This window comes from Pyxidicoccus sp. MSG2, from assembly GCF_026626705.1.
Lineage (GTDB): Bacteria > Myxococcota > Myxococcia > Myxococcales > Myxococcaceae > Myxococcus.
In genome coordinates this window covers 13,164,908-13,187,443 of the sequence record NZ_JAPNKC010000001.1, presented here as the reverse complement: position 1 = coordinate 13,187,443, position 22,536 = coordinate 13,164,908, and the positions used below count along the sequence as shown (strand labels likewise).

The 22,536-nt window shown below is 69.1% G+C and carries 19 protein-coding genes; 6 read left to right on the top strand and 13 right to left on the bottom strand.

Going from position 1 to position 22,536, the window contains the following annotated elements; all coding sequences use genetic code 11:
- Positions 1–40 precede the first annotated feature (40 nt).
- Positions 41–718 carry a TetR/AcrR family transcriptional regulator gene (locus OV427_RS49860; RefSeq protein WP_267863327.1) on the top strand — a complete coding sequence of 226 codons (678 nt, stop codon included), beginning with the start codon at positions 41–43 and terminating at the stop codon, positions 716–718.
- Positions 719–856: 138 nt separating this feature from the next.
- Here the strand turns inward: OV427_RS49860 and OV427_RS49855 are convergent, their stop codons facing one another.
- Positions 857–2,308 carry a serine/threonine protein kinase gene (locus tag OV427_RS49855; RefSeq protein ID WP_267863326.1) on the bottom strand — a complete coding sequence of 484 codons (1,452 nt, stop codon included), beginning with the start codon at positions 2,306–2,308 and terminating at the stop codon, positions 857–859.
- Between the two features lie 167 nt (positions 2,309–2,475).
- Between OV427_RS49855 and OV427_RS49850 the strand changes: the two genes are divergently transcribed.
- Positions 2,476–2,607 (top strand): hypothetical protein, encoded by a 132-nt coding sequence (locus OV427_RS49850; RefSeq protein ID WP_267863325.1) that lies wholly within the window; start codon positions 2,476–2,478, stop codon positions 2,605–2,607.
- A gap of 13 nt (positions 2,608–2,620) precedes the next feature.
- Here OV427_RS49850 and OV427_RS49845 read toward each other — a convergent pair whose 3' ends face one another.
- Both OV427_RS49845 and OV427_RS49840 read right to left on the bottom strand, forming a co-directional pair.
- Positions 2,621–3,148 (bottom strand): hypothetical protein, encoded by a 528-nt coding sequence (locus tag OV427_RS49845; RefSeq protein ID WP_267863324.1) that lies wholly within the window; start codon positions 3,146–3,148, stop codon positions 2,621–2,623.
- A gap of 67 nt (positions 3,149–3,215) precedes the next feature.
- Positions 3,216–4,013, bottom strand: coding sequence for an alpha/beta fold hydrolase (locus tag OV427_RS49840; protein WP_267863323.1), 798 nt, complete (start codon positions 4,011–4,013; stop codon positions 3,216–3,218).
- A 203-nt stretch (positions 4,014–4,216) separates the two neighbouring features.
- On the opposite strand from OV427_RS49840, the gene OV427_RS49835 reads away from it, so the two are divergent.
- Together OV427_RS49835 and OV427_RS49830 are read left to right on the top strand one after the other, a co-directional pair.
- Positions 4,217–4,582, top strand: coding sequence for a hypothetical protein (locus OV427_RS49835; protein WP_267863322.1), 366 nt, complete (start codon positions 4,217–4,219; stop codon positions 4,580–4,582).
- A gap of 286 nt (positions 4,583–4,868) precedes the next feature.
- Positions 4,869–7,145 (top strand): zinc-dependent metalloprotease, encoded by a 2,277-nt coding sequence (locus OV427_RS49830; RefSeq protein WP_267863321.1) that lies wholly within the window; start codon positions 4,869–4,871, stop codon positions 7,143–7,145.
- A 93-nt stretch (positions 7,146–7,238) separates the two neighbouring features.
- Here OV427_RS49830 and OV427_RS49825 read toward each other — a convergent pair whose 3' ends face one another.
- The 9 genes from OV427_RS49825 to OV427_RS49780 all read right to left on the bottom strand — a co-directional run bounded on the left by OV427_RS49825 (position 7,239) and on the right by OV427_RS49780 (position 20,740).
- On the bottom strand, positions 7,239–7,538 hold the full coding sequence (locus tag OV427_RS49825; RefSeq protein ID WP_267863320.1) for a hypothetical protein: 300 nt from the start codon (positions 7,536–7,538) through the stop codon (positions 7,239–7,241).
- A 198-nt stretch (positions 7,539–7,736) separates the two neighbouring features.
- A complete protein-coding gene (locus OV427_RS50690) occupies positions 7,737–9,113 on the bottom strand; it encodes a M57 family metalloprotease (RefSeq protein WP_324290046.1) in 1,377 nt (458 codons plus the stop codon).
- Between the two features lie 224 nt (positions 9,114–9,337).
- A complete protein-coding gene (locus tag OV427_RS49810; protein ID WP_267863319.1) occupies positions 9,338–10,888 on the bottom strand; it encodes a serine/threonine-protein kinase in 1,551 nt (516 codons plus the stop codon).
- Positions 10,882–11,808 carry a hypothetical protein gene (locus OV427_RS49805; protein ID WP_267863318.1) on the bottom strand — a complete coding sequence of 309 codons (927 nt, stop codon included), beginning with the start codon at positions 11,806–11,808 and terminating at the stop codon, positions 10,882–10,884. Before OV427_RS49805 ends, OV427_RS49810 begins: the two co-directional genes overlap by 7 nt.
- 238 nt (positions 11,809–12,046) lie before the next feature.
- On the bottom strand, positions 12,047–13,429 hold the full coding sequence (locus tag OV427_RS49800) for a fibrinogen-like YCDxxxxGGGW domain-containing protein (RefSeq protein ID WP_267863317.1): 1,383 nt from the start codon (positions 13,427–13,429) through the stop codon (positions 12,047–12,049).
- A 289-nt stretch (positions 13,430–13,718) separates the two neighbouring features.
- On the bottom strand, positions 13,719–15,017 hold the full coding sequence (locus tag OV427_RS49795; protein ID WP_267863316.1) for a sigma 54-interacting transcriptional regulator: 1,299 nt from the start codon (positions 15,015–15,017) through the stop codon (positions 13,719–13,721).
- The gene (locus OV427_RS49790) at positions 15,014–15,640 is read right to left on the bottom strand and encodes a hypothetical protein (protein WP_267863315.1); all 627 of its coding nucleotides are present in this window, start codon (positions 15,638–15,640) and stop codon (positions 15,014–15,016) included. The genes OV427_RS49795 and OV427_RS49790 overlap by 4 nt, the downstream gene beginning before the upstream one ends.
- Before the next feature lie 46 nt (positions 15,641–15,686).
- Positions 15,687–19,901, bottom strand: a complete 4,215-nt coding sequence (locus tag OV427_RS49785) for a hypothetical protein (protein WP_267863314.1) — start codon at positions 19,899–19,901, stop codon at positions 15,687–15,689.
- Positions 19,902–19,939: 38 nt separating this feature from the next.
- Positions 19,940–20,740 carry a hypothetical protein gene (locus tag OV427_RS49780; protein ID WP_267863313.1) on the bottom strand — a complete coding sequence of 267 codons (801 nt, stop codon included), beginning with the start codon at positions 20,738–20,740 and terminating at the stop codon, positions 19,940–19,942.
- Between the two features lie 85 nt (positions 20,741–20,825).
- Here OV427_RS49780 and OV427_RS49775 point away from each other — a divergent pair, with 85 nt between their 5' ends.
- Together OV427_RS49775 and OV427_RS49770 are read left to right on the top strand one after the other, a co-directional pair.
- The gene (locus tag OV427_RS49775; RefSeq protein WP_267863312.1) at positions 20,826–21,194 is read left to right on the top strand and encodes a hypothetical protein; all 369 of its coding nucleotides are present in this window, start codon (positions 20,826–20,828) and stop codon (positions 21,192–21,194) included.
- Between the two features lie 32 nt (positions 21,195–21,226).
- Positions 21,227–21,754, top strand: coding sequence for a peptidoglycan-binding domain-containing protein (locus tag OV427_RS49770; protein ID WP_267863311.1), 528 nt, complete (start codon positions 21,227–21,229; stop codon positions 21,752–21,754).
- 31 nt (positions 21,755–21,785) lie between these two features.
- Here the strand turns inward: OV427_RS49770 and OV427_RS49765 are convergent, their stop codons facing one another.
- Positions 21,786–22,526 carry an AraC family transcriptional regulator gene (locus OV427_RS49765; protein WP_267863310.1) on the bottom strand — a complete coding sequence of 247 codons (741 nt, stop codon included), beginning with the start codon at positions 22,524–22,526 and terminating at the stop codon, positions 21,786–21,788.
- Positions 22,527–22,536 lie beyond the last annotated feature (10 nt).

Sequence of the window (22,536 nt, the reverse complement as noted above, 5' to 3'; positions counted from 1 at the left end):
TGTACCGAGTACAAATTGATATTCGACCTACGATTCCTCCATGTCCGAATCCAACCGCGAGCGCGAGCGCCGACCGAGCGACCCGACCGCCAGGCCCGAGGGGCTGCGTGAGCGCAAGAAGAGGGCGACGCGCCAGCTCATCTCGAACATCGCCACGAAGCTCTTCACCGAGCGCGGCTTCGAGCACGTGACCATCGACGACGTGGCCGCCGCGGCCAACGTCTCGAAGATGACGGTGTTCAACTACTTTTCTCGCAAGGAGGATCTCTTCTTCGACCGGAGCGACGAGGCGCAGACGCTCGTGCACGACGCGCTCGTCAGCCGCGGTCGCCGCTCCCCGGTGGCGGCGCTGCGAGCGCTGGTTCACGAGCTGGTCGAGCAGCGCCACGCGTTCGTGACGGTGACCCCTGGCGTCTCTGGCTTCTGGAAGGTCGTGGCCGACAGCCCCGCGCTCCGTGCCCACACCCGCGAGCTGTCCGAAGAGTTGGAGCGAGACGTCGGCAGGATGCTCGCCGAAAGCGTGGGTGCCCCGGCCGGCGACCCGGTCGCGCGCCTGGTTGCCGCGCTGATGGTCGGGGCCTGGCGCGTGGCCTTCCGCGAGGCCCTGCGCGGCCAGCGCTCAGCCAGTGCGGCTGCCACCCGCCAGGGGTTCCTTGAGCTGATTGACCGCGGCTTCACCGCTGCCAGCGCCGCGGCCCGTGGCAGCCCGTACGCGTGACCGCGTCCCTATCCCAGGTGGCTTCGCGTCCCCACCAGCTGACGCCCACCTGCTTCCGCGAGCAGTCGCGTCGCTCGATGCGCTGACTTCCGTCCCTCCGCCGCTGGTCGACCCACTGCGCCAGCACCGCCTCCACTTCTATGGACTGTCGTCTCGCTCCGAAGGGCCCGAGGTGGAAGGGCGTTGCGGAGTCAGGACGGCTTGGTAGCACGCACCCCTGTATTCAAAGCCGCCCCACTCATCACAGTCCTTCAGGTCCACGGGCTGCTTCGTCCAACAACCGCCGTTGATTGCCACCTGCACCTTGCCAGGACAGCGGCCCCTACCGTCCGGCCGCCGCTGCCCCGGGAAGGGTTTCGGGGGCAGCTCTATCGCGATGGATGCCCACACGGAGGGGGCTCGCTCGGGCGCCACCGGCGCCGTCAGCACGGAGTCCCCCACGGCCACGGTACCGGCATCCTTCGACTCCTCCTGCTCCGCGAGGTGGGACGCTGCGGGCATCTCAGAGCGACTCACGCTCAGCAGCCCCCCGGCGCTCAGTGCCAGTGCGCCTCCGAGGCCGGTGGCCGCGAACCAGGGCCACCTCCACATGAGAGGCGGGGGCAGCACCGCGACGCGCCGAGGGATGGGAATGCGGCCCGCGGGCCGCGGCTCTTCTCCTGTGAAGAGCGGCACATCCGCTTCGCGTCCTGCGCGGCGCGCGGCCTTCTCGAGCGCTTCCGCCACCTCCCTCGCGCTCCCTCTCTCCTCCGGGCGCGGCGACAGCATCCGGCTCACCAGCGCGCTCAGTTCCGCGGCGCAGCGGGGGTTGCAGACTCGCGCCGTCCAGTCCTCCAGCTCCTCGGGGTTCCACCTCCAGTTCTCCTCCTCCCACGGGTGCGCAGACGGCGGGTACTTCTCCGTCACCAGTCGATAGGCCGTCACTCCCAGGGAAAAGACGTCATCCGCCGGCCCCGGCGGATACGCGACAGCCGGGAGCCTGGCCGGGGGCTTGCTCGAGCCCAGGGCGAAGCGCCACGCCTCGGGCGAGCGGTAGGCCGGGGTGCCGGGAGGAAATGGCTGCGGCGTCAGCGTGGAGGCCCCCAGGTGGTGGCCGGAGCCGAAGTCCAGGAGGAAGGGCTGGCCGTCCGCACGCCGAACGCGGACGTTGTCACCCTTCACATCCCGGTGGAGCCCTCCTGCCGAATGAGTGGCATCCAGGGCTCGGGCCAGCCGGGCAAGAAGCTGAAGCACCTGCCGTGAAGACGGGCGCTGTGCCTGGGCCCACTCATAGAGCGACAGGCCCTCCACCCACTCCATGACGAGCCAGGCGTAGGACACGCCCTCCCGGGGCTGCCAGTGGCCATGGTCCAGCAACTGCGGGACGGCGGGGTGGTGGATGCGCGAGAGCAGCTCCGCCTCACGCGCGAAGCGCGCATCCCTGGGGTGCAGGGCCAGCTTGAGGGCCACGGCTTCCGCGGCCAGCTCCTCGGCGGGCACCGCGCGGTAGACGACGCCGTAGGTGCCCCGGCCGCGCTGCTCCAGCACACGCCACGGGCCGATTCGCGTCCCAGGAGGCAGGCTTGTCGGATAGAGGGCGTCAGACTCCATGAGGTACCTCGTGAGGCGGTCCGCACCGCGCACGAGGAGACTACTCGCGAGGTAGTTGAACTCCAACGTCATCCAGCAGGTGGACGACACCCCTCCACACCGCACTGAAGTGGGGTGTCCGGAGCACCACCCGAGCCCGCGCCCCATGAGGAGAAGAGGGAAGACGCGTGGGCGCTCAATCCCGTCATCGGCCAGCGCACAACCTGAAGGAGCACCTCGACGCCGACGAGCAGACCGAGCGCCAGACGTGGCTCGACACCTGCCTGGGCCAGTTCAACGACGCGAAGGAGCCAGATTAGAGAACGGGTTGTCCTACCGGGAACCGGCTTTCAGCGCCTCCTCGAGGACGGTCCGGGTGTCGTCCGCGATGGTCTTGTCGCCCTTGTGCATCTCGTACATGAGCAGGCCCTTCCAAATCGAGACGTTGCGCGACCTGGTGTCGTTGGTGCCGGCCTTCTTCTTGTTGTCGGGGTGCTCGGGGTCGAGGGCACCGTAGAGAGCGACTTGCGAGAGGTCCCACGTGAACAGGCACGCCACGCCGGTCACCTTCTTTGCGAGGGCCTTCTTGTGCTCGGGACGCTCGCACATGGTCGCGATGCCATGAAGCACCTCTTTGCAGGAGTCCTCGTAGCCCACGCCGTCCCAGTCCTTGGGATTGAACCAGTTGAAGTTGGTCTTGACCTTGAGCCTGGTGCCACACGCGGTGTTGGCGTCCTTCAGAGCGCTGGAGATCGACTTCTCGAAGGACTTCTTGGCCTCCTTCTGAAAGGGCTTGAGGTCGTCGGCGCGCGCTGACGTGGACAGCAGGACCATGGCGGCGAATACGTGCTGCATACGCATGAAAGGCTTCCTTCCGGGTTGCGGATCGCGATGCTACTGCGCCCATTCGCTCCTACCGAAACAGGCTCTATGCCAGCTCACGCAAGAACGACGCGACCACCTCTCCCAGGCGCTCGGGTTGGTCAAACGGAAGGCCGTGGCCGGCGTCCTGTACCTGCGCGATTCGCACGCGTGGGTTGAGGCTCCGCAGTTCCGTTGCCATCTCGAGCGTGACGACGGGGCTGCTGTCCCCAATGACGAGTAGGATCGGGACGTCAATCGCGCTCACCACGTCGCGATACTCGGGGTTGGGTGGCGTGAGAACGTCGAAGGCGCCCATGCGGGTTTTCAGTCTCGCCTCGGCAAGAAGCTCGACCATCTCGGGCGAGCGACGCGGGTGTCGGGCTCGGGCCTGTGCAACGAGGTCCGACTTGTGTAGGCCGAGGGCCCGGCGGTGTTGATCGGCGACGTCGCTGTCGTGCACCTCGCGTTGGCGCTCGGGGCTCAAGAACGTCGGGTCGACCAGGATGAGGCCGCGGATGCCCCCCGTCCCTCGACTCGCCACCACCGCGGCGGTCATGCCGCCCATCGAGTGGCCAAGCAGGACCGGACGAGAGAGCTCCAGGCCGCGGATGAGGCCCGCGACGTCGCTCGCGAGATCGTCGTACCGGTAGCCGTGGTGCGGCGCGGTCGAACCGCCGTGCCCTCTGGCGTCGGGCATGACGACGTCGAATTCACCTTCGAGCACGCGCGCCAGGGGAGTCCAGCAGGCGCCGTTCCCGGTCAATCCATGGAGCAGAACGACGGGAGGGTTGGCGCCTCCGGTTCGGAGGTAGTGGATGTTGATGCCGTTCGTTTCGCAGACTCCACTCATCCAGGTCGTCATGGAACTGTTCCTGCCTGCCGCGGCTTCGTAAGTGAAGTTCAAATCTCCTCCGCGCGGGGCAACGCTACTGTCGTTCAGAGAACACTCCAGAGGGGCGGGATTCCAGGGCAAAGACGCCCGGCGGAAGTGTCCTGCCTAGCGTGACGCCCCACCGGAGGTCCAGGGCTCCATCCCGGGGACCGCCTCCGGATCGAGGAGCGCTCATGAAGCCTGGAGTCACGTTGCTGCGCGTGGTTGCCGTGGTGTGCACGAGCCTGGCGCTGACCGCCTGCGGTGGACCCATGACGGAGGAGGAGGCCGCCGCCGTGGAGGCCGAGGCGCTGGTCTCGCAGGAGGCCGAGGTGGGCTCGTGCGCCGGCTGGTCCGAGTGGCTCTGGGACGGCTCCAGCACCACGTGTCGCCCCCGGCTGGGCTGCGGCACGTACTGTGACGAGTTCGGCAACTGCGATGTCAATCTCGCCGTCTACGCGCAGCAGTACAGCTACCGCGCGTGCTTCGACCAGTACGGCAACTACACGCACACGGAATACCAGTACCGGACGGGCGGCTTCCTGTCCTGCGGCTGCTAGAGCGGCCCGGGTCACGCCAGCGCCTGCGCCCTTGCGCGAGACGCTGGCCGTGGCCCTCCCAGACGACATGACGGGCCCATGGCCTGGTGCCCCGTGGTGGCCTGGGCCCCTCGCGCGGGCGGCGCCCAACGCTCTCGCGGGAAAGGCATATCGGAAGACGTGCGGAGCCGTTGCCGGATGAGAGGCATTTCCCGCGTGGAGGAATGACGCTGAGGGGTCGGGAGCGCTGGGGCCGTTGTCCCGGAGCGGGATGCGATGGGCGCATCCCCGACCCGGAGAGTCCCTCATGTGGAGAAGTCGAATCGCCTCACGGCGCGCCTGGCTGAGCGCCGCGTCCCTGGCCCTGGCGCTGAGCACGGGCTGTGGCAGTCCCACGAGCACCCCAACGGAAACCGTCCCGGAGGCGCCTGACACCGGGAAGCCGGTGCAACTGGATGGCGCCTTCGTGGCGGTGCCTCGCGAGCTGGGCACGGAGCAGAAGCAGCGGGTGGAGGAGAAGCTGGGCGGCGTGGTGGACGACACCGGCACCAGCTTCTACCTGGCCATCCGCCGGAGCGAATTGGGCCAGAAGTGGTTCATGTCCGCGTACCTCAAGCAGAACCACCCCGGCGGCGTGGCCCTCGGAGGGGCGAGCACCCTGGGCACCCGCGTGGTGAGCTTCAAGGAGCAGAACGGCAAGCTCTTCGTCCTGGACGTCGATGACCGCAAGGAGATGAGCGACGTCTTCGACCCGGAGGTGGTGGTGGAGGCGTACCCGATTGTCACCGGCCACGGCCCGTTCAACCGCGCGCGGGACTCGGACGCGTACGTGCTCATCGACCCGACGGCGGGACTCAATCGCTTCGGAGTGATGGGCGACAGGTATGGTGCCCAGGGCGCCCGGTTCCAGGTGGAGCTGAGCTTCGCGCAGCGCTTCCGCCAGCTCTCGGATGGCATCGCCTTCGAGCAGGTCTTCAACGGCTACCTGGACGCGCCGCAGGAGTACGCGGAGGATTTCCTGGCGGACAACCCGTACAGCAATTCGGGCACCCTGGCCCTGGCGCTGCGCCGGTACCACGAGAGCCCGGGCTTCACCCCCACGCCACGTCCGCCGCGGGACTACTACTTCCTCTCCACCCCGCGCTTCATCCCCAACTCGGGGGGGCTCACCGAGCAGACGCCGGTGAAGTGGAACATCCACCCCGGCATGCGGCCCATCCGCTGGCACATCACCTCCAGCATCCTCACGGTGCAGAACGACCCGCGCTTCCAGGCCTATGATGTGGTGGGCGCGGTGAAGCGCGGCATCGAGGGCTGGAACGCGGCGTTCGGCTTCAAGGCCCTGGAGGCAGTGGTGTCCGACACGTCGGGCTTCGCCGACGATGAGAAGAACGTCCTCATCTTCGACACGGACGAGGGGATTCCCTTCGCCTTCGCCGACTGGCGCACCAACCCCAATACCGGCGAGGTGCGCGGCGCCACCATCTACGCCCCCGCGCTGTGGGTGGCCCTGGCGCACGAGCAGTTCAGTGAAGACGCGCCCCTGCGGCCGCCCGCGCTCGAGCCACGCACCGCCCTGCGCCCGACGTGGGCCGGCATGCGGGAGGACCGCCTGTGCGAGCTGGTTCCGGCGGCGCTCCGCGAGGAGGCGCTCGACGCCGAGGGCTCGCGGCGGGCGGAGCTCGCGCCGCTCACCAAGAAGCAACGGGTGGAGGCGTTCCTCACCAACGTGGTGCTGCACGAGGTCGGCCACACGCTGGGCCTGCACCACAACTTCAAGGGCTCGCTGGCGAACGACGGTGGCCCCGGAAGCCCCCCGAGCTCCTCGGTGATGGACTACTTCGACGACGCGGATGCGGTGCGAATGGACACTCCTGGGGCGTACGACGTGGCGGCGGTGCGCTACCTCTACGGGCTGTCGTCGCAGCTTCCCTCACAGGCGTTCTGCACGGGCGCCGACGTGGCGGTGGACCCGTACTGCAACACCATTGACCGCTTCGATGACCCGCTGACGAAGTTCTACCTCCCTCGCTTCCACGCGCGGCTCGACACGTGGATGCGCGACACGAAGCCCATCAGCCAGCTGCTCCGCACCTTCGACTACCAGGTGAAGTTCCCCCTGCAGTTCGTGCGGGCGGGCAATGCGCAGACGCGGGCCTTCGCGTATACCCAGACGCTGGCGCCGCTGCGCCCGCCGCTGCAAATCCCCGCGGATGCGCCGACGACGTATGCGTCCCAGGCGGACGAGCTCGCGTGGCGCACCCTGGCGCGGCTGTATCTGGACCCGGCGGCCAGCCGCGGCACCTTCACCGCCAATCCGCCCAACTCGCCGGAGCTGCTGCCTCTGGTGATTGCGGACGTGAAGGCCATCCTGCTCAACACGGACGGCGTGCGGAGCTACACCGCGCGGCGCACGATGGTGGACATCCTCGAGGTCCATCAGACGCTGGCCTCCTACGCGGCGCTGAGCGAAGCCCACGACGTCCTCGCCGCGCAGCTCCCGTCCTTGTCCGGAGATGAGCGGCTGCTGACGGCGGACCTCCTCGCCCGGGTGTCCGCGGCCATCTCGCCCTACTTCCGCTGACGCGAAATACCCGGGCCGGTGGAGCGCACGCCTCGCTCCACCGGCTCGGCCTCCGGGGCACGTGTCACGGCCCCACCGGTAACGGAGGTGGGCTCAGCTCTCCGCGGAGGGCGCCTGCTCGATGCAGACGTCCTGCTCGGCGTCCTGCTTCGCCTGGGACTGCTGCTCCTCCTCGGAGACAGAGGCCTGGGTGTCGCTGCCCCGGCAGTAGTCCACGCAGATTTCCTCCGCGCACGTGCTGCGGAAGGTGCCCAGGTAACAGGGCTTGGTGCAGCTGCTGGCGCACGAGCACACATCCATGCACTGCGGTGGATATGCGAGCGCCGTCGAAGGACCACCCACTGCGAAGACGAGACTGAGGCTGGCACCCAATTGCATCATCAAGTTCCGCATACACGCTCCTGTGTAGGGCTGCGATGGCGAGCCTATCCCAGATTGCAGGCATCTCTTGGCTGTGTATGGGAAACTACTTACTCTGGGTCTGCGGGCCCCCCGGGAGCTGCTGCCCCCGGAGGGTCATGTCCCTGACGAGGACGCGGTGGCGCTTCCACGACCGCCCCGCGCCCTGGCTGCCAGCTGCCGGCGTGGCGACTACGGGCTGATGGAGAAGCTCCCTGCCCAGTAACCGTAGGAATACGTGGAGATGCCGTTGCGGGTGGTGCCGGTATAGCTGCCCTGGGCCGGCTGGATGGTGACGAAGACCTGTCCGCCGGTGGAGGGAATCACGCCCGCGTGCACTGCCGCCGCGCAGACATTCGAGTCATCGGTATAGAGGTCCGTCCCCCACACGGAGCCCCCACTCACGGCCGGGCAGCTGCACAGGATGCTCGACCCGTTCTGCCCGCGGTAGGACATGATGTTGATGCTGGAGCAGAGCGGCGGCGGCTGCGGCACCTGCGCACCGATGAAGCGGAAGCTCCCCGGCCAGGCGCCGTAGGAGCTCGTCGTGACGCCGTTGCGGGTGGTTCCGATGAAGGTGCTCTGGGCCGGCTGGACCTCGAGGACCACCGCCCCGCCGCTGGGGGTCATCACCCCCGCGTGCACCGCGGCGGTGCAGATGTTCGAGTCATCGGTGTAGAGGTTCGTTCCCCAGACCGGGCCTCCGCCCCCCGAGGAGCAGGTGCAGCGAATCTGCACCCCCGTCTGCCCTTGGTAGGCCGCGACGTTGACGTCCGGGCACCTCTGGGTCGCGCTCTGGCCGTAGAGGACTCTCAGCGCGGTGATGTCGGTGCTGGTGAACTCGCCCGTCTCAGTGCCATCGGGACAGGAGTTCATGATCGACCCGTGCGCGACGCCGGCGTCCGGCGTCCCCGGGATGTGCTGGACACCCGCGTCCCCAACAGGTTCGGAGCCCGAGTAGGGGCAACTGATGGAGCTATCATAGTAGTCCGAGTGGCGAAAGCCGAGGGTGTGGCCCAGCTCGTGGGTGATGATGTGCTCGTTCAGGTCGGCGCCGTAGTCATTGAGCAAGGTGGTGATCCGGACGCGCCAACCGGGATAGCCGTTCTCCGGGAACTCCGCATCGCTCCAATTATTGGCCCAGGTCTCGACGTTGATGTTCGCGGTGCAGCCGGTGGTCGGGCCGCGCGCGAAGGTGAGCCGGAGCGCCTGCTCATTGTAGTTGGCGATGGCCTGGTCGAGACCCTGGCTCAGCATGGGGTAGCTGTTGAACGACGCAGTGGGGTTGAGGCAGATCTTCGTCACGCTCGAGCCCACGATGTTGGTCGAGCGGAACTGCTCGGCGCTCCCTGAGGGGGCCTGAAGCATCTCGCGGGACGCCGCGAGCGACACACGCCCGTCGCCGCCCACGTACACGGCACCGTCGATGACCTGGATGTCGTCCTCCGGGAAGCCGGCTTCGACCAGGTTGGAGATGATCTCCTCCTGCTCGGTCTGCGGGCGGTCGGTACCGCAACCGACCAGCAATGCAACACTGGTCACCGCGAGGACTGCTGCTTGCTTGAACATGGATGCTCGCTTCTCTGACTGCGATGTGGGGACGATTGGGGTTGCGGCACGCGGCTTCCGTGCGTGCAGGGGAGGTTGCACGCCCCATGCCCTCAGCGGAGCCGGTGCGCTCCCGGCGCTCCTCGCGCCGCATCTCGCGGGGTTGGCGCGTCAGGCCCTGGAGGCGCGCGGGAAGGCTGTCCCCTGCCAGGAGACAGCTGTCCGGGGGCACGACACTTCGGGCCTCAGCGGGCCGGCTCGAAATCCACTCGCAGGGTGGCGACGGCGCCCGGCTCGATTCGGACGGTGCGCTGCTCGGTCCGTCCCAGCACGGGGTTGTGGAAGACGACGGTGTGGCGTCCCGCGGGCAACGGGTAGCGGGCCAGCGGCGTCCGGTCCACCTCGCGCCCGTCCACGGAGATGACCGCCCACGGACGCGCGTCCACGGTCAGGTAGCCGATACCGGCAGGGGCCTTCGCCTCCGTGGCCCGCGCGGGCTCGCGCCTCACCGGCGCAGAGGAAGTCGACGGGCGCCTCGGGGCCTCTACGAGGGCGGGCTGCTCCATGGGGGACGGAGACGGGACAGCGACGGCCGGTGGTTGCCGGGCACCGTCGGCGGATGCCTCCCCGGTGCGGCTGTCAGCCGCTGGCAGGGAAGGGGAAGAGGGAACTTCCTCGCGCGCGCTCCGCCACCAGAGCCCGACGCCCGCCACCACCACGGCCGCGCCTCCCACCAGGACGAGGCTCCGTCTTCTCCCGGGTGGGCGTGTACCGCCCTGGCGCTCCACCTCCCCCGGCTCGCCGGCAGGGGGAACGGTCCGGGTAGGGCCTGCGTCCAGCGACGGCGGAGGCTGGCGGAAGAGGGCCAGCTCGGCGGCGCACAGCGACTCGACGAGCGCGCCCAACTCGGCGGGCCCTGCCACCGGCCCCTCCATGAAGCCGTCGAGGAGCGCCCGCGCTGACGGCAGCCGCAGCTCCCGCTCGCGAGCGGCGCCCCGCTGGAGCGTGTCGCTCAGGCGCGCGCTGGCATCCGGCCGCAGGTGCGTCACATCCGGCAGCGACTCGCGGCGGATGGCGTCCATGGTGGCCGGGTCCGTCTCGCGCTGGAACGGTGAGCTCAACGTGAGCGCCTGGTACAGCGTCACGGCTGCCGCGAAGACATCCGCCCGAGCATCCACGGGCCCCGTCGCCTCCAGTTGCTCCGGAGGCATGTACGCGAACTTGCCCCACGGACGGCCGCCGCGGGTCGTCACGTGGGAGAGCACCCGGGCGATGCCGAAGTCGGCGAGCAGCACGGCCCCGCGTGTGGACACCATGACGTTGGACGGGCTGACGTCGCGGTGGACGACACCGAAGTCCTCGCCCCCGGGTCCTCGCAGGTGGTGTGCGTAGTCGAGCGCCTCGCAAAGGCCGGTGGCCACCGCCCGCACCACGGGAAGAGAGAGGCGCTTGTCTTCTCGCCGGCACGCGCGCAGCAACTGCGACAGGCTCACGCCCTCCACGAGCGCCATCGCCAGGTAGTAGCGCCCGTCCGCCTCGCCCGCGTCGAAGAGCGGGATGATGTGGGGGTGCTCCATCCGCGCGGCGATGCGGGCCTCCTCCAGGAAGCGCTCCACCAACGCGGGCTCTTCGGAGAGGTGGGGCAGCAGCAGCTTGAGTGCCACGCGCTTCTCGAAGCCGGCCAGGCCCGTGCGCCGGGCGATGAACACCTCGCCCATGCCCCCCGCCGCGATGCGCGAGAGCAGCTCGTAGGGGCCCACGCGCAGCCCCCGGGTGGCGAGCCCGGTCGCTACCATGTGAGGAGATAGCCGCCGCCGAGCGCCGCCGCTCCGCCACCGATGAAGAGGCCCGTGGCCCACCCGGCCTGCGTGCGCGCCCGGTCGGAGTGTCGCCGCGAGTCACCGGCCCACTCCGCGCGCGATGCGGCGTCATGCGACTCGCCGGACCTGACCTGGAGCCACGTGCCGCCCACGCCCGCGGCGACTGCCACCCCCAGCGACACCCACCCCAGCGTCCTGCGGAGGCGGGGCGTCGTGGAGGACTCCCTGTCCCCATGCACGTCTCCGGGGCCGGCACCCGGAGGAGGCAGGGGAGCCATGCCCCGTGTCCACTCCTGCGGCGCTTCCGGGGCACCCAGCCGGGTCAGCCCGTTGCCATCCGGGCCCTGCGCCTCGACGTACCAGCGCACGGGGCCGGGCCCACCGCCGGGAAGCTGGAAGACGCAGCACTCCGCGTCGGGCCGGGCGCGCAGCGGCCGCCAGTCCGCGTCGCGCGGGCCGCGCCAGTGCAGCACCACGGCGTCGGCGCGCCGCCACGGGTCCACCACCTCCACGCGCACCAGTCCTTCGGCCGCGGGAAGCTGCTTGAGGGCGACGTAGCCGGCTGGAAAGAGCCGGGCCTTCACGGCCTGGAACGTCTCGAGAATCTTGGGCGACAGGTCCGCCGGAGGCTCGGCGCGCGGGTCGAGCATCAGCATCCGCTCGTAGGTGGCCTCGGCCTCCTGGCGCCGGCCCTCGGCCAGCTCGCAGCGGGCCCGCAGCTCGAGGATGTCCAGGTGCTGGGCGCGAGTGCGGGAGGGCACCTGCTCGGCAAGCTCGAGCAGTTCCACCGCTTCGCTGAAGTGAAGCGCCTCGTACCGCGCCCGTGCCTGCTCCATATAGGGATTGGCTGGCGCGGCCTGTCCCAGCACCACCAGCAGTGTCACGGCGAGCCACATGTCGCGCGCATCCTAGAACGTCGAGCAGGTTACGGCGAGGGAGCAGGGGAGCGACGCCAGCGCCTGGATCTGGCTCACCTGGGCTGTCCACCGGTCGGGAGCATCGCTCGGGCGGCCCCGTCAGCGGCACTCCTCGGCCCCTCTGCACCCTTCCTCCCCCTCAACAGGGCCCCCATCTCATGCGTTGAGAAGATTCGTCGGAGGAGGAGCGACATGCCGCCCCTCCTCGCAGTGAAGTTCACCGGATGGCGAAGCCCCAAATATAGGGTTGGCCTCGATACCGACAGGTAGTGCCGTTGCTCCAAGCCCAGGTGAAGTCCAGTCGCCCTCCAGAGCAGTATTCGCCTGCGTAATCTGCAAGGTGGCCACGAGCGCCGGATTGCCAGTCGCTGTCACAGGCTGCCTCTGGAACGACGCCTCCGTTGTAACTGTAGTTTATGCATCCCATCATGATTCTCGAACTGGTTGGACCATAGACACCCTGCTTGAAGGCGGTGCCAGGTGAGCCAAAAGCCATGTTCGTGGCGGTGTAGTTCCAGGTGGATGCTGAGTACGACTGGGTGAACGCCTCATTATAAGTGCGGTTGAAGACTTGCACTTCACTGAATTGCACGCAGGAGAGGTTCCTGGACCAGTCACTGCTGCCTGGGGTGCCCCGGTCGGAAACGCCCAGGCTGGTCTTGGCTGACGCTGTCTGCCAGCCCGCCACGGTCCAGCCCCCTCCTGAGCTTGTCATATCGCAGTAGTGCGTCTTGGCTTCGGACCCACAGGGATTCAGTTCATAGGTGCCACTGGGTAGTTCAGGACAGAACTGGTGAAGTTGGCGGCACGACTGTAGCGCTGCTGGGGGGGCGCCAGGGCACGGCCCCTCAGGAATGCTGGGCCCCGAAGGTTCAATCCCTGTTGCTGGATTGCTACTCACGGAAACAATGAGGTCGGAGAAATTATGTATGTTCTGCTCATGTGAACGGTCGAAGTCCTCGAAGGCAAGAACCCGACGGTGTGTGCCTGGATGATAGAGTGAAACGACATGGCGGCGCTGTTCTGCGAGCGACTCGGGATTGAATGCATCGATGGAGTAGTAGGTGAGGCGACTGAAGTCGACCGTGCCCCAGTCCCAACCGTTGGACACGAGGAAGAAGCCAATCCGGGTTCCCGCTGGAAATCGACCCAGAAGCATCCGGTCGCCTTGTCGCAGGGGCCCGCCTGAACCCCAGGCTGAGCTGTTCTCGAAGACGAGGATTTTCTCCACGGTGGCTGCGCTGGTCGGAGGGGTCCCTTCGGTGTATGTGAAATATCCGAAGCTATTGAGGAACGTGGCTGTCTCCGACACGAAGGTCACCCAGATGTCGGATTCTGTCGTTATCAGGATGTCCGGATTGAGCGTTGATGACAGGTATTCGGGATGATTCGCGGGGACGGATTCGCCTTCGGATAGTGCGCCGGTGATGTCTTGTATGAATTCAGAAGGCAGAATCTCGGGGGGCGCTTCTGTCACCGACGCACTCACGCTTTTCAGTGAGGTGGAGGTCGGCAGGTCATCCTCAGGACGACAGTTGACGGTGAGGAAGGTGCAGATGGCGAGTAGCCCAGTCGTGAAAAGATGGCGTCGGGAACGCATACTGGAGAGCTCCAGGGGGAAAGACTCTGGGTAGGGGCTCCTGGATTGAATGGCCAGTCCAGTCGTTGTCAAGTTTGGAGATGGTGCGTCCAGGTTGCATTCCGCCGCCCCAGGATTTCCTGAGACGCCTTGAGAATGACTGAGCTGCGGCGAGCACTTCGCTCATGTCGGCGTCCAGCCGCGCGTCGACACACTCCAGCGGCGCCCTGCGCTGATCGTCGCTCACGTCGCGAGGTTCCAGTGAGCACCCACCAGCGCGAGAATGTTTGATTTCCCGAAGCCCCTTGGCTCAGCCCCTGCCGCGTCCGGGGAGCAGCCCGTGTGTCTTGAGAAGCCGGTAGAAGTAGGAGCGCGCCAGGCCCGCCTCCCGCGCGGCCGCCGCGGCGGAGCCCCGGTGACGTGCGAGTTGCGCCTCCAGGTAGCTGCGCTCGAAGACACCGAGGACGCGCTCTCGTGTCGCGTGGAAGTCCTCCTTCGCTCCGCCAGGGGGCGCGAGCTCGGGCAGCGCGGCCTCGGCGCCCAGGGTGAGGGTCCGCTCCACCGCGTTGCGCAGCTCCCGCACGTTGCCGGGCCAGTGATAGGCGGTCAGCGTGGCGAGGCTCGCGGGGGACAGTGGAAGTGAGGCCCCGAGGCTTCGGGCGAAGTGCTCGGCGAGCAGCGGAATGTCGTCCAGCCGCTCCCGCAGTGGCGGCGCGTGCAGCACGATGCTCGCCAGCCGGTGGTAGAGGTCCGGCCGGAAGGCGCCCTTCTTCATCGCGGCCGTGAGGTCCCGGTGCGTGGCGGCGACGAGCCGGAAGCGGACGTGGCGCTCGCGCGTCTCGCCCAGGCGGCAGAAGCGCCCCGTCTCCAGGACACGCAGGAAGGCAGGTTGGACTTCCAGCGGCAGCTCCGCCACCTCGTCGAGGAAGAGGGTGCCCTCATGGGCGGCCTCGATGGCGCCCGGGGTATCCGCCACCGCGCCCGTGAAGGCACCGCGCGCATGGCCGAAGAGGATGCCGGGCAGCAAGGACGCTGGGACGGCGCCACAGTCGAAGGCGCGCAGCGCGCCCGTCCTTCCGGACAGGACATGCAGGGCCTTCGCGATGCCCTCCTTGCCCGTGCCCGTCTCGCCCTGGATGAGGACGGAGATGTCCACGGGGGCCACGCGCTCGACTTCGGCGAAGAGCCGGCGCATCGCGAGCGAGCGGCCGAGCAGTCCCGCGAGCTCGGTCTGTTCGCTGAGGCGCTCGGGCGCGGCATCCGCCGGGAGCAGGGCGAGCCGGGTCTTCCCGAGCGAGACGATGGCGCCCAGGGGGACCTCCACCACCTCCACCCGGGCACCCAGGTAGCGCGTCCCGTTGCGGCTCTTGAGGTCCCTGACACGCACGCGGGGCCCGAGCAGCTCGAGGCTCACGTGCTGGCGGGACACCGTGTCATCGGTGAGGACCAACTGGCAGTCCGGCAGCGTCCCCACCACGACGGTGCCCCCCTCCACCAGGGCGGACCGGCCATGGTCCGGCCCCTCCAGGACGAGCAGCCGTACCCGGGGCGGGACGTCGGGGTCCGTCTTCTCGGTGATGGGCGAGGTGCGCGGGGGAGACGCGCTCAAGGCTCGTCCTCGCAGGGCGAGCTGCTGTCCGAGCGCCACAGCTTCACGTCATCCACCCACACCGGCGTCTGGACTCCGGCCGGAAGGACGAGCCGCACGGAGCCCACCATGTCCGGGAAGAAGAGCGTGGAGGCGGTGACCTGCCGCCAGGTGCCATCCAGCGGCAGCTCCACTGTCTCATCGGGCACGGAGTCCACCAGGAGCTGGAGGAGGGCAGTGCGGCCCTCGCTTCCGCGAATCCAGGCCGAGGCGCAGTAGAAGCTCTCCACCGGTTCGAGGAGCGGCGGCGAGCGGGGTGTCAGCGTCACGGGGGGCTCTTCCTGCCGAGCCACGAGCCGCGCCGCAGCGGTGCCGGTGAAGCCCGGGGCCTCGGAAGTCAGCACTCCGGAGGTTTCCCACCCCTGCGCACCCTCTTCGAAGCCGGAGTTGGACACGAGGTTGGCCGGCCTCGGCGTTTCGTCTCCCGCCGAGCAGCGCCCCGCCAGGCACTGGAGGCCCGGCCCACAGGACTGGTCCGGGCCACAGCGCTTGCCGGTGACGTCGACGGGCTCGGGAATGCAGCCCGGCGTGGCGGCGACACCGAGCACGAGCAGCGCGGCGCGTTTCCTGATGCGTCCCAGCACGGGCGCGACACTACCGGCCTGACCCGCATGGAGCCAGCGTCACACCCTACATGGCGGCCTTGCGGACCCGGAACCCCGCGGCCTCGGCCACGTAGAGGCTGCGGCCGGCCGTGTCGACCACGAGCCCCCTGGGCCTGTTGACGGTGGCCGGCGCCAGTGCGCCGCCATCTCCCGTGGAGTTGGCAACCCCGGTGCCGGTGACCACGCTCGCCGCCTTCGACTCGAGCACCACCTTCAGCACGCGGTGATTGCCGGTATCGGCCACGTACAGGTTGCCGCCCTCGTCGAGCGTCAGCCCCTCGGGGTCCTGGAGCCTGACCAGCAACGAGCTCGCGTTCAGGGCATTGCCCGCCGTCCGGGCCTGGTTGACGAAGGGATCTATCTGGTCATCCTCGAGCCGCACCACGCGGACGCAGTGGGAGCCGGTCTCCACCACGTAGAGGTCGGTGAGCGTCAGGTAGTCCAGCGCGATGCTCGTGGGCGCATTCAGTCTCGCCGTGGAGGCCATTCCTCCATCCCCGGTGGAGGCCGCGGTGCCATCCCCGGCGAAGGTCTCGAGCGCACCGGTGGCCAGGGTCAGCTTCCGGAGGCGGTGGTTCCCCGAATCCGCGATGAAGAGGACGCCCTTCTCGGTGTCCAGCGCCAGCCCCTTGGGAGAGCTGAGCCGCTGGGTCCGCGCGGAGGGGCCGTCGCCATTGAAGCCGGCAATCCCCGTCCCGGCGATGGTGGTGATGACTCCCGACGCGACATCCACCTGCCGGATGCGGTGGTTCAGCGTGTCCGCGATGTAGAGGACGTTGCGCGTGCTGTCGAACGCGACGCCCATGGGGCCATTGAGCCTCGCGGCGGCGGCCTGCCCGGCGGAATCGCCCGCGAACCCCTGCACTCCGGAGCCGGCGAAGGCGTTCAGCGTGGCACCGTCCGGGGTGATGCTCCGGACGCGGTGGTTCCCCGTATCGGAGATGAAGAGCTCGCCGCCGCCGGTGCAGACCACGCGGGTGGCGGAATCGAGCTCGGCGTGGTCCGGGGCTCCGCCGTCACCCTGGTGGCCGGCCGTGCCCGCGGTGCCGGCCACCGCATCGATGTCGTCCGTCGTCAGGTCGACGCTCCGCACGACGTGGTTGCCGCTGTCGGCGATGTACAGCGTCTGACCGTCCGCGGAGAGCGCCACGCCGGTGGGGTCGGAGAGGAGCGCCCCGGTGGCCGCCCCACCATCTCCGGCATGCCCCGCCACGCCGGGGCTCCCCGCGATGGTGCTGATGACGTCCACGTCCTCCCGGTGCTTCTGCTTCTTGTTGCTGATGGGGTCCCGGGTCTCCCAGCTGCGCTCTTCCGTCGCGACCATGCGAATGCAGTGATTGCCCGTGTCCGCGATGTAGACGACGCCCTCCTCGTCCACGGTGACGTGCGAGGGCTGGTCGAGCTGGGCATCCGTCGCACGGCCGTCTCGCCGCAGGCCCGTGACGACATCGCCCGCGTGGCCGGCCACGCCGGGCGTGCCCGCGAAGGTCCGGATTTCACCTCCCTCGCTGATGCGGATGCAGTGGTTGCCACGGTCCGCGATGTAGATGCTGCGCGCGACGTCGACGAAGACTCCCGAAGGGGAATTGAGCCTGGCCTGGACGGCCGGACCGCCATCCCCGAGGGCCCCCGCGGTTCCAGGCGTGCCCACCACCGTCGAGATGCGGCCGCTGCGCAGGTCCACCATCCGGATGCAGTGGTTGCCGGTATCGGCGATGAACAGGCAGCGCAGCTCGTGGGCGAAGAACACGTCCTCGGGGGAATGGAGCTGCGCGACAGCCGCGGCCCCTCCGTCTCCCGAGTGCCCCCCCGCGCCCGTGCCGGCCACGGTGCTCACCCGGCCGCTGCGCCGCTCGAAGCTGCGTACGCGGTGGTTGAGCCTGTCCGCGACATAGACGACGCCGGCCACGTCATCCACGGCGAGCCCCGCGCAGCCATTCATCCGTGCCGTGAGCAGGTTGCCCCCCGCGTCGCCAGCATGCGCCGCGTTCCCATCGCCGGCGAAGGTGTGGATGCGCCCCCTGTCGTCCACCCGGCGGATGCGGTGCGCTGCCGGGTCGGCGATGTACAGCTCGCCCATGTTCCCCAGTGCCAGCCCCGCCGGCCCCCGGAGCCGCCCCGTGGTGGCCGCCACGTTCTCGCCGATGTGGCCCGCCTGCCCGTCTCCCGCGTAGGTGCGGATGCGCGGCGCGAACATCTTCGTGGAGTAGTGGATGGACAGCGAGCAGGGGTGGTCGGCTGTCGGTCCGTTGCCGCAGGTGCGGGGATGCCGATGGCAGCCGACCTGGGGGGCGCCATGGGCCGCCGCCAGCGTCACCCGGGCCGCGGCGACAGCCCGCGCCGCCGCGACATCCGCGGCGGTGCCGGCGACGTTCGCGACGAGCGCCGCGACGGCCGCCACCCGAGGCAGTTGCCGCGCGTTGTCGTTGTCGGTGAGGGCGGAAGGCGCCACGGAGAACGCGCCAATGGGAATGGCGGGCGCGAGCGCCACGGCCGCGGCGATGCTCGTCTTGACGTCGTCCCGGATGACGAGCTGCTGGGCGACATGCTCGGCCACGGAGGGAGGGGCCGCACACTGTCCCCGCTCCACGCCGATGACGGCCCAGGCGGCCTCGCACGCGGCCTTGGCGAGGGCGGTCCGCACCGCCGCCGCCGTAGGCGGCAGGATGGCATCCCGCTGGGTGGCCGCGTCGACCACGCGCTGGACCAACCCGTCCGGCAGGGACACCTCCACCTCCGACTGGGTGCCACCGTGGCGCGTGTAATGCGCGGCATCGCGCATGGGGTCCCGGGAGCGGGTGCTCACGTGGACGCGCCCTCCCGCCGCGCTCGCCAGCGCCTTGCGGCGCTCCTCGACCCTGCGGGTCAGCTCCATGGCCACCCGGCCGCACGCGCGCATCGCCGCCTGCGTGACGGCGTCCGCGAGCGCCTGGATGTCGGCATGCGCCGCGGAGGCCGCGTGGGCGGGGGCGTTCTGCAGCGCATCCAGCAACGCCGCCACCACCGCCCGGGCACCTGTGGCGGCCGTGACGTCGAGCGCCACCGGTGGCCCCAGGAGCGGGGGGTGGACGGGGGGCCCCCGCGTGGCGGGCGCCACGAGTGCGTCGGCCACCCACGCAGCTCCGGCCTCGCGGGCGGCCTGGTACGCGGCGGCAACGGCCACCGCGGGCCCCTCCGCGGGCTGGGCGACAGCATTGCAGGACTGGACCTCGGCGGCCGCCGTGGCCACCAGGGCAATGGCCGCCTCATCGGTGTCCGCCGCGTTGGCCCCCGGCAACAGCCCCGCGGGCCCCGTATCGGCGGAGAACATCAGGCCCACGCTGCCCCGGGGCCCGGCGAACCTGGCGGAGGCCTCCGCCCCCGCCGTGTCCATGCGGCTGTCATCCTCCCAGCCCCGGCCCTCATACGCGGAGACGCCCGGGTCCGAAGGATGCGCGTACGAGTTGCCCCACCCATAGGAGTAGGCCAGCAGCATGCGTGAGCCCGGCAGGGGCTGGGGAACCTCGGTGGCGTCCTCGAGCGCGGCGCCGTGGTGGCTCGCCACCAGCCCCACGCAGGTGGTGTCGCAGCCATGCGTGAAGCTGCCCGTCTGGTATTCCGCATCCGCCGTCAGGAGGATGTACTCGTTCACCCCGTGCGCCTTGAGCCGCAAGGCGATGGCGTGGTTGTTGAGGTTGTCGCCGCTCACCTTGATGAGCCGCACGAGCCCGTGCTCGGCGTGGGGAATGTCCGGAGGAAGGAGTGCGTCCGGGTCCTCGTCGGGCCAGATGTGCAGGTCGACCTCGCCCTCCAGGTACTGCTCGAGCAACTTCGAATCCTCGCTGCGCATGTGTCTCAGCCCCCGGGTCCTTCCGCCCGGAGGGTCGCTGCGCTGGGCGGGAGCGAGCACCATGTAGCTGGCGGTCGGGATGCCGGCCGTCAGCTTCGCGTGGTGCTGATGCGTGAGGACATACAGCGACGAGTTATGGTCTTCGTCCCAGTGCGACAGGATGATTTTCGTGTCGAGCCCCATGCAGAAGGTGGGCGCCGGGTCCGGGAAGGTGAACTTGTTCACCAGCACGCCGCCGCCCAGGTCGAAGTAGCCGAGGAGCCGGCCCTGCGTGTCGAAGAGGGCATTGCAGTTGCCCTGGCCGATATCCACCACGACGACGAAGCGGGGGCGCGCGGCGGCTGAGGCCTGGGGGAACCATTGCTGGACGAGGGTGTTCAGCGTGATTTGCGTCTTGAGAATCCGGGGCACGTCGGGAGCTCCTTCGCCGGAGGGCGCGACTGCGGGCTTCAGTCATACCGGCCGGAGAACCGGTCGAGCTTCTCACCCAGGGGAGAGGACTGCTGAACCGCGTCCACCGAGGTAATGACATAGCGGTCCGAGAACCGCTCCGTTACCGCGACAAGCCCGAGTCTGGTGCCTTTCTCGGGAGGGAGGAAGATGCGCAAGGGAAGGCCCTCGAGGTTGCGGCTGTCGCCGCCGCGCGGTCCGATGCCCAGCCGGAGCCAGAGGCCCGCCTCCAGGGGCATTTCCACCAGCGCCAGGTGGGACGTGAGCGTCTCGAACACCGGCACCTCGAGCGCCATGTCGAGCTTGCAGCGGCCCGCTTTGGCCGGCCAGTCCTCATGGTCCGGCAGGTTCGAGAGGTCCTCGGCGAGGTCATGGAACCACTCCGCGAGGATGCCTTCCAGGAGGACGTGGTGGGCGATGACCGTGCGGCCCCGCCACTCCTTCTCGATGTCGAGGACCTTCGCGTAGAGGCTCACACCGGAGGTGCCGACGCGGAGGGTGTCATGGCTCTGCTTCTCCTGATGCTCGAAGAGGAAGACGCGGCGGCGTCGCTTGTTGACCTGCCGCAGCTCGCGCTCTTCGAGGAGCAGCTCCTGACCCGACGGCTCTTCCCGGCGGCGCTTGAGGTTCTCCCGGGGCTGCTCCACCTTCTCCTCCACCGTCATGGAGTCGTCGACCGGCGGGCAGCCGGTGGCGCAGCGGGGCCCCTGGTTGCAGTGGCTGCAGATGACGAGGCCGCAGCTGGCGCACGGCTCGTGGTCGTCCTCGTGCACCCGCGGGTTGGTGCATGTGATGAACATGGGCGCTCCCTGCCTTCCCGGCAGAGCTTCCCCCATGCCGGGCGCGATGGATATGGTTCGGACACAGAAACCGGTGGGCCCTTCCATGTTGAAAATCCGAAGTGAGCAGATGAAGGCCCTGCGCAGCGTCCCGGACCGGGAGTTCCTCCTGCGGCTCCGCGCGCACGTCGCCCAGCGCTGGCCCGAGCTCCCCGAAGGTGCTGCCGGAGAGGCATGGCTCGTGGCGCTCGTGGAGCGGGCCCGCGAGTACCGGCTGAGCAAAGAGCTCGACATTGCCCGGTTCGTGGACCTGACGTGCGAGTTCGGACGCGACTTCGAACTGGATCCGCGGCACGCGGATGCAGCCGCCATCCTGACCAGCCGGCAGGCCGCCAGCATCCGCATGCGCCAGCTCGACACCTGGGTGGAGTCGGCGCGCGCCGCACGGGACCCCTCACCGCGAGAGCAACGATGACGGACAAGCGTCAAGATGATGCGCCGGGCGGGATGAGCGACTCCGAAGCGGGACGGGTGGTGGAGGAGTGTCCCCTGGCGCGGCGCCTGCGGGTGAGAATCGTCCTGCGCGGCCCCGACTTCGAGGCGCGGGTGGGTTTGCGCTACCGCCTGGAGGTCGCGGGCGAGACGCACCGGGGGAAGGTCGACTCCGGGGGGCTGTTGGACGTGCTGGTACCGGAGAAGGCCCGCACGGCGCGGCTGCAGGTATGGGAACCGCAGGAGGGGACCCGGCCGTTGGAGTGGGAGCTGGAGCTGGGCTCGCTCATGCCCACGGGGATGGGCCAGGGGGCGCGGGACCGGCTGGACAACCTGGGCTTCACCGAGGAGAAGGACCAGGTCCGCACGGAGGACGCGCTCGCGGACTACCAGGTGGCCATGCGCCTGCCGGTGACGGCGAAGCTGGACCCGAGGACGCGTGAGCACCTCGACGCCACCTACCACGAGGGCACCGCCCAGAAACCGGTGCCTCCGTGGCGGCCCGGCGTCTACCGCGACCTGGACCCGGGCGAGCGGCCTTGAGCCGCACGTCGACTGGAACGCAGCGGTCGATTCATCGATTCGCCTCGGCGCCTCGTGCTTCGAAGACGGCGCCCGTGAGGCCATGGGTGAAGACCTTCGAGGGCGGCAAGCCGAACATGCTGCGGAAGAGTCGGGAGAAATGGGCTGAATCGTAGAAGCCCGCGGCGTGCGCAACGTCGGTGAGGCTTCGGCCCCGGAGTGCGAGCGCGGTGGCCGCTTGCATCCGGTGCCAGGCGCGAAATGCGCCCATCGGGACGCCGACCTGCTCGCTGAATCGGTGTTCGACGAGGGAAGTGAAGGCGCCCACCCGTTGCGCCAGCGTCACCGCATCGGAGGGTTCGTCGTCGGGTGTGGAAAGAAACGCGGCGACGCGAGCGATGCGTGCGTCGACCGTCAGCGGACAGGGTCCTAGATTCAGGGCGCTCTGGAAGAGCTCGGTCCAGGGTTCAGGCCTTCGCGCGGCAAGGGCGGTTTCGACTGCCACGCGCAACGCGTCTGCGTCGACCGGACGGCTGAGTCCCGCGCCAGGCTCCAGAAACAGCACTGCTGCGCGTCCGCCATGAAAGTCGAGCGCATGCCACTGCCACCCACGCACGAAGGCGGCTTCGTGCTGTTCGACGTGGCCGTCGCCGTCGACGAGGTCGAACGCATCATCGAGACCCACGAGAACGGCGTTGGCGGCGAACCGATGCCTGGGCAACTCGTGGAAGCGGCCGACGTACAGCGCTCTTCCTCCGCCCAGCAACAAGTGGCTCTGCATCTGCAGAATCATACAAGCCTGG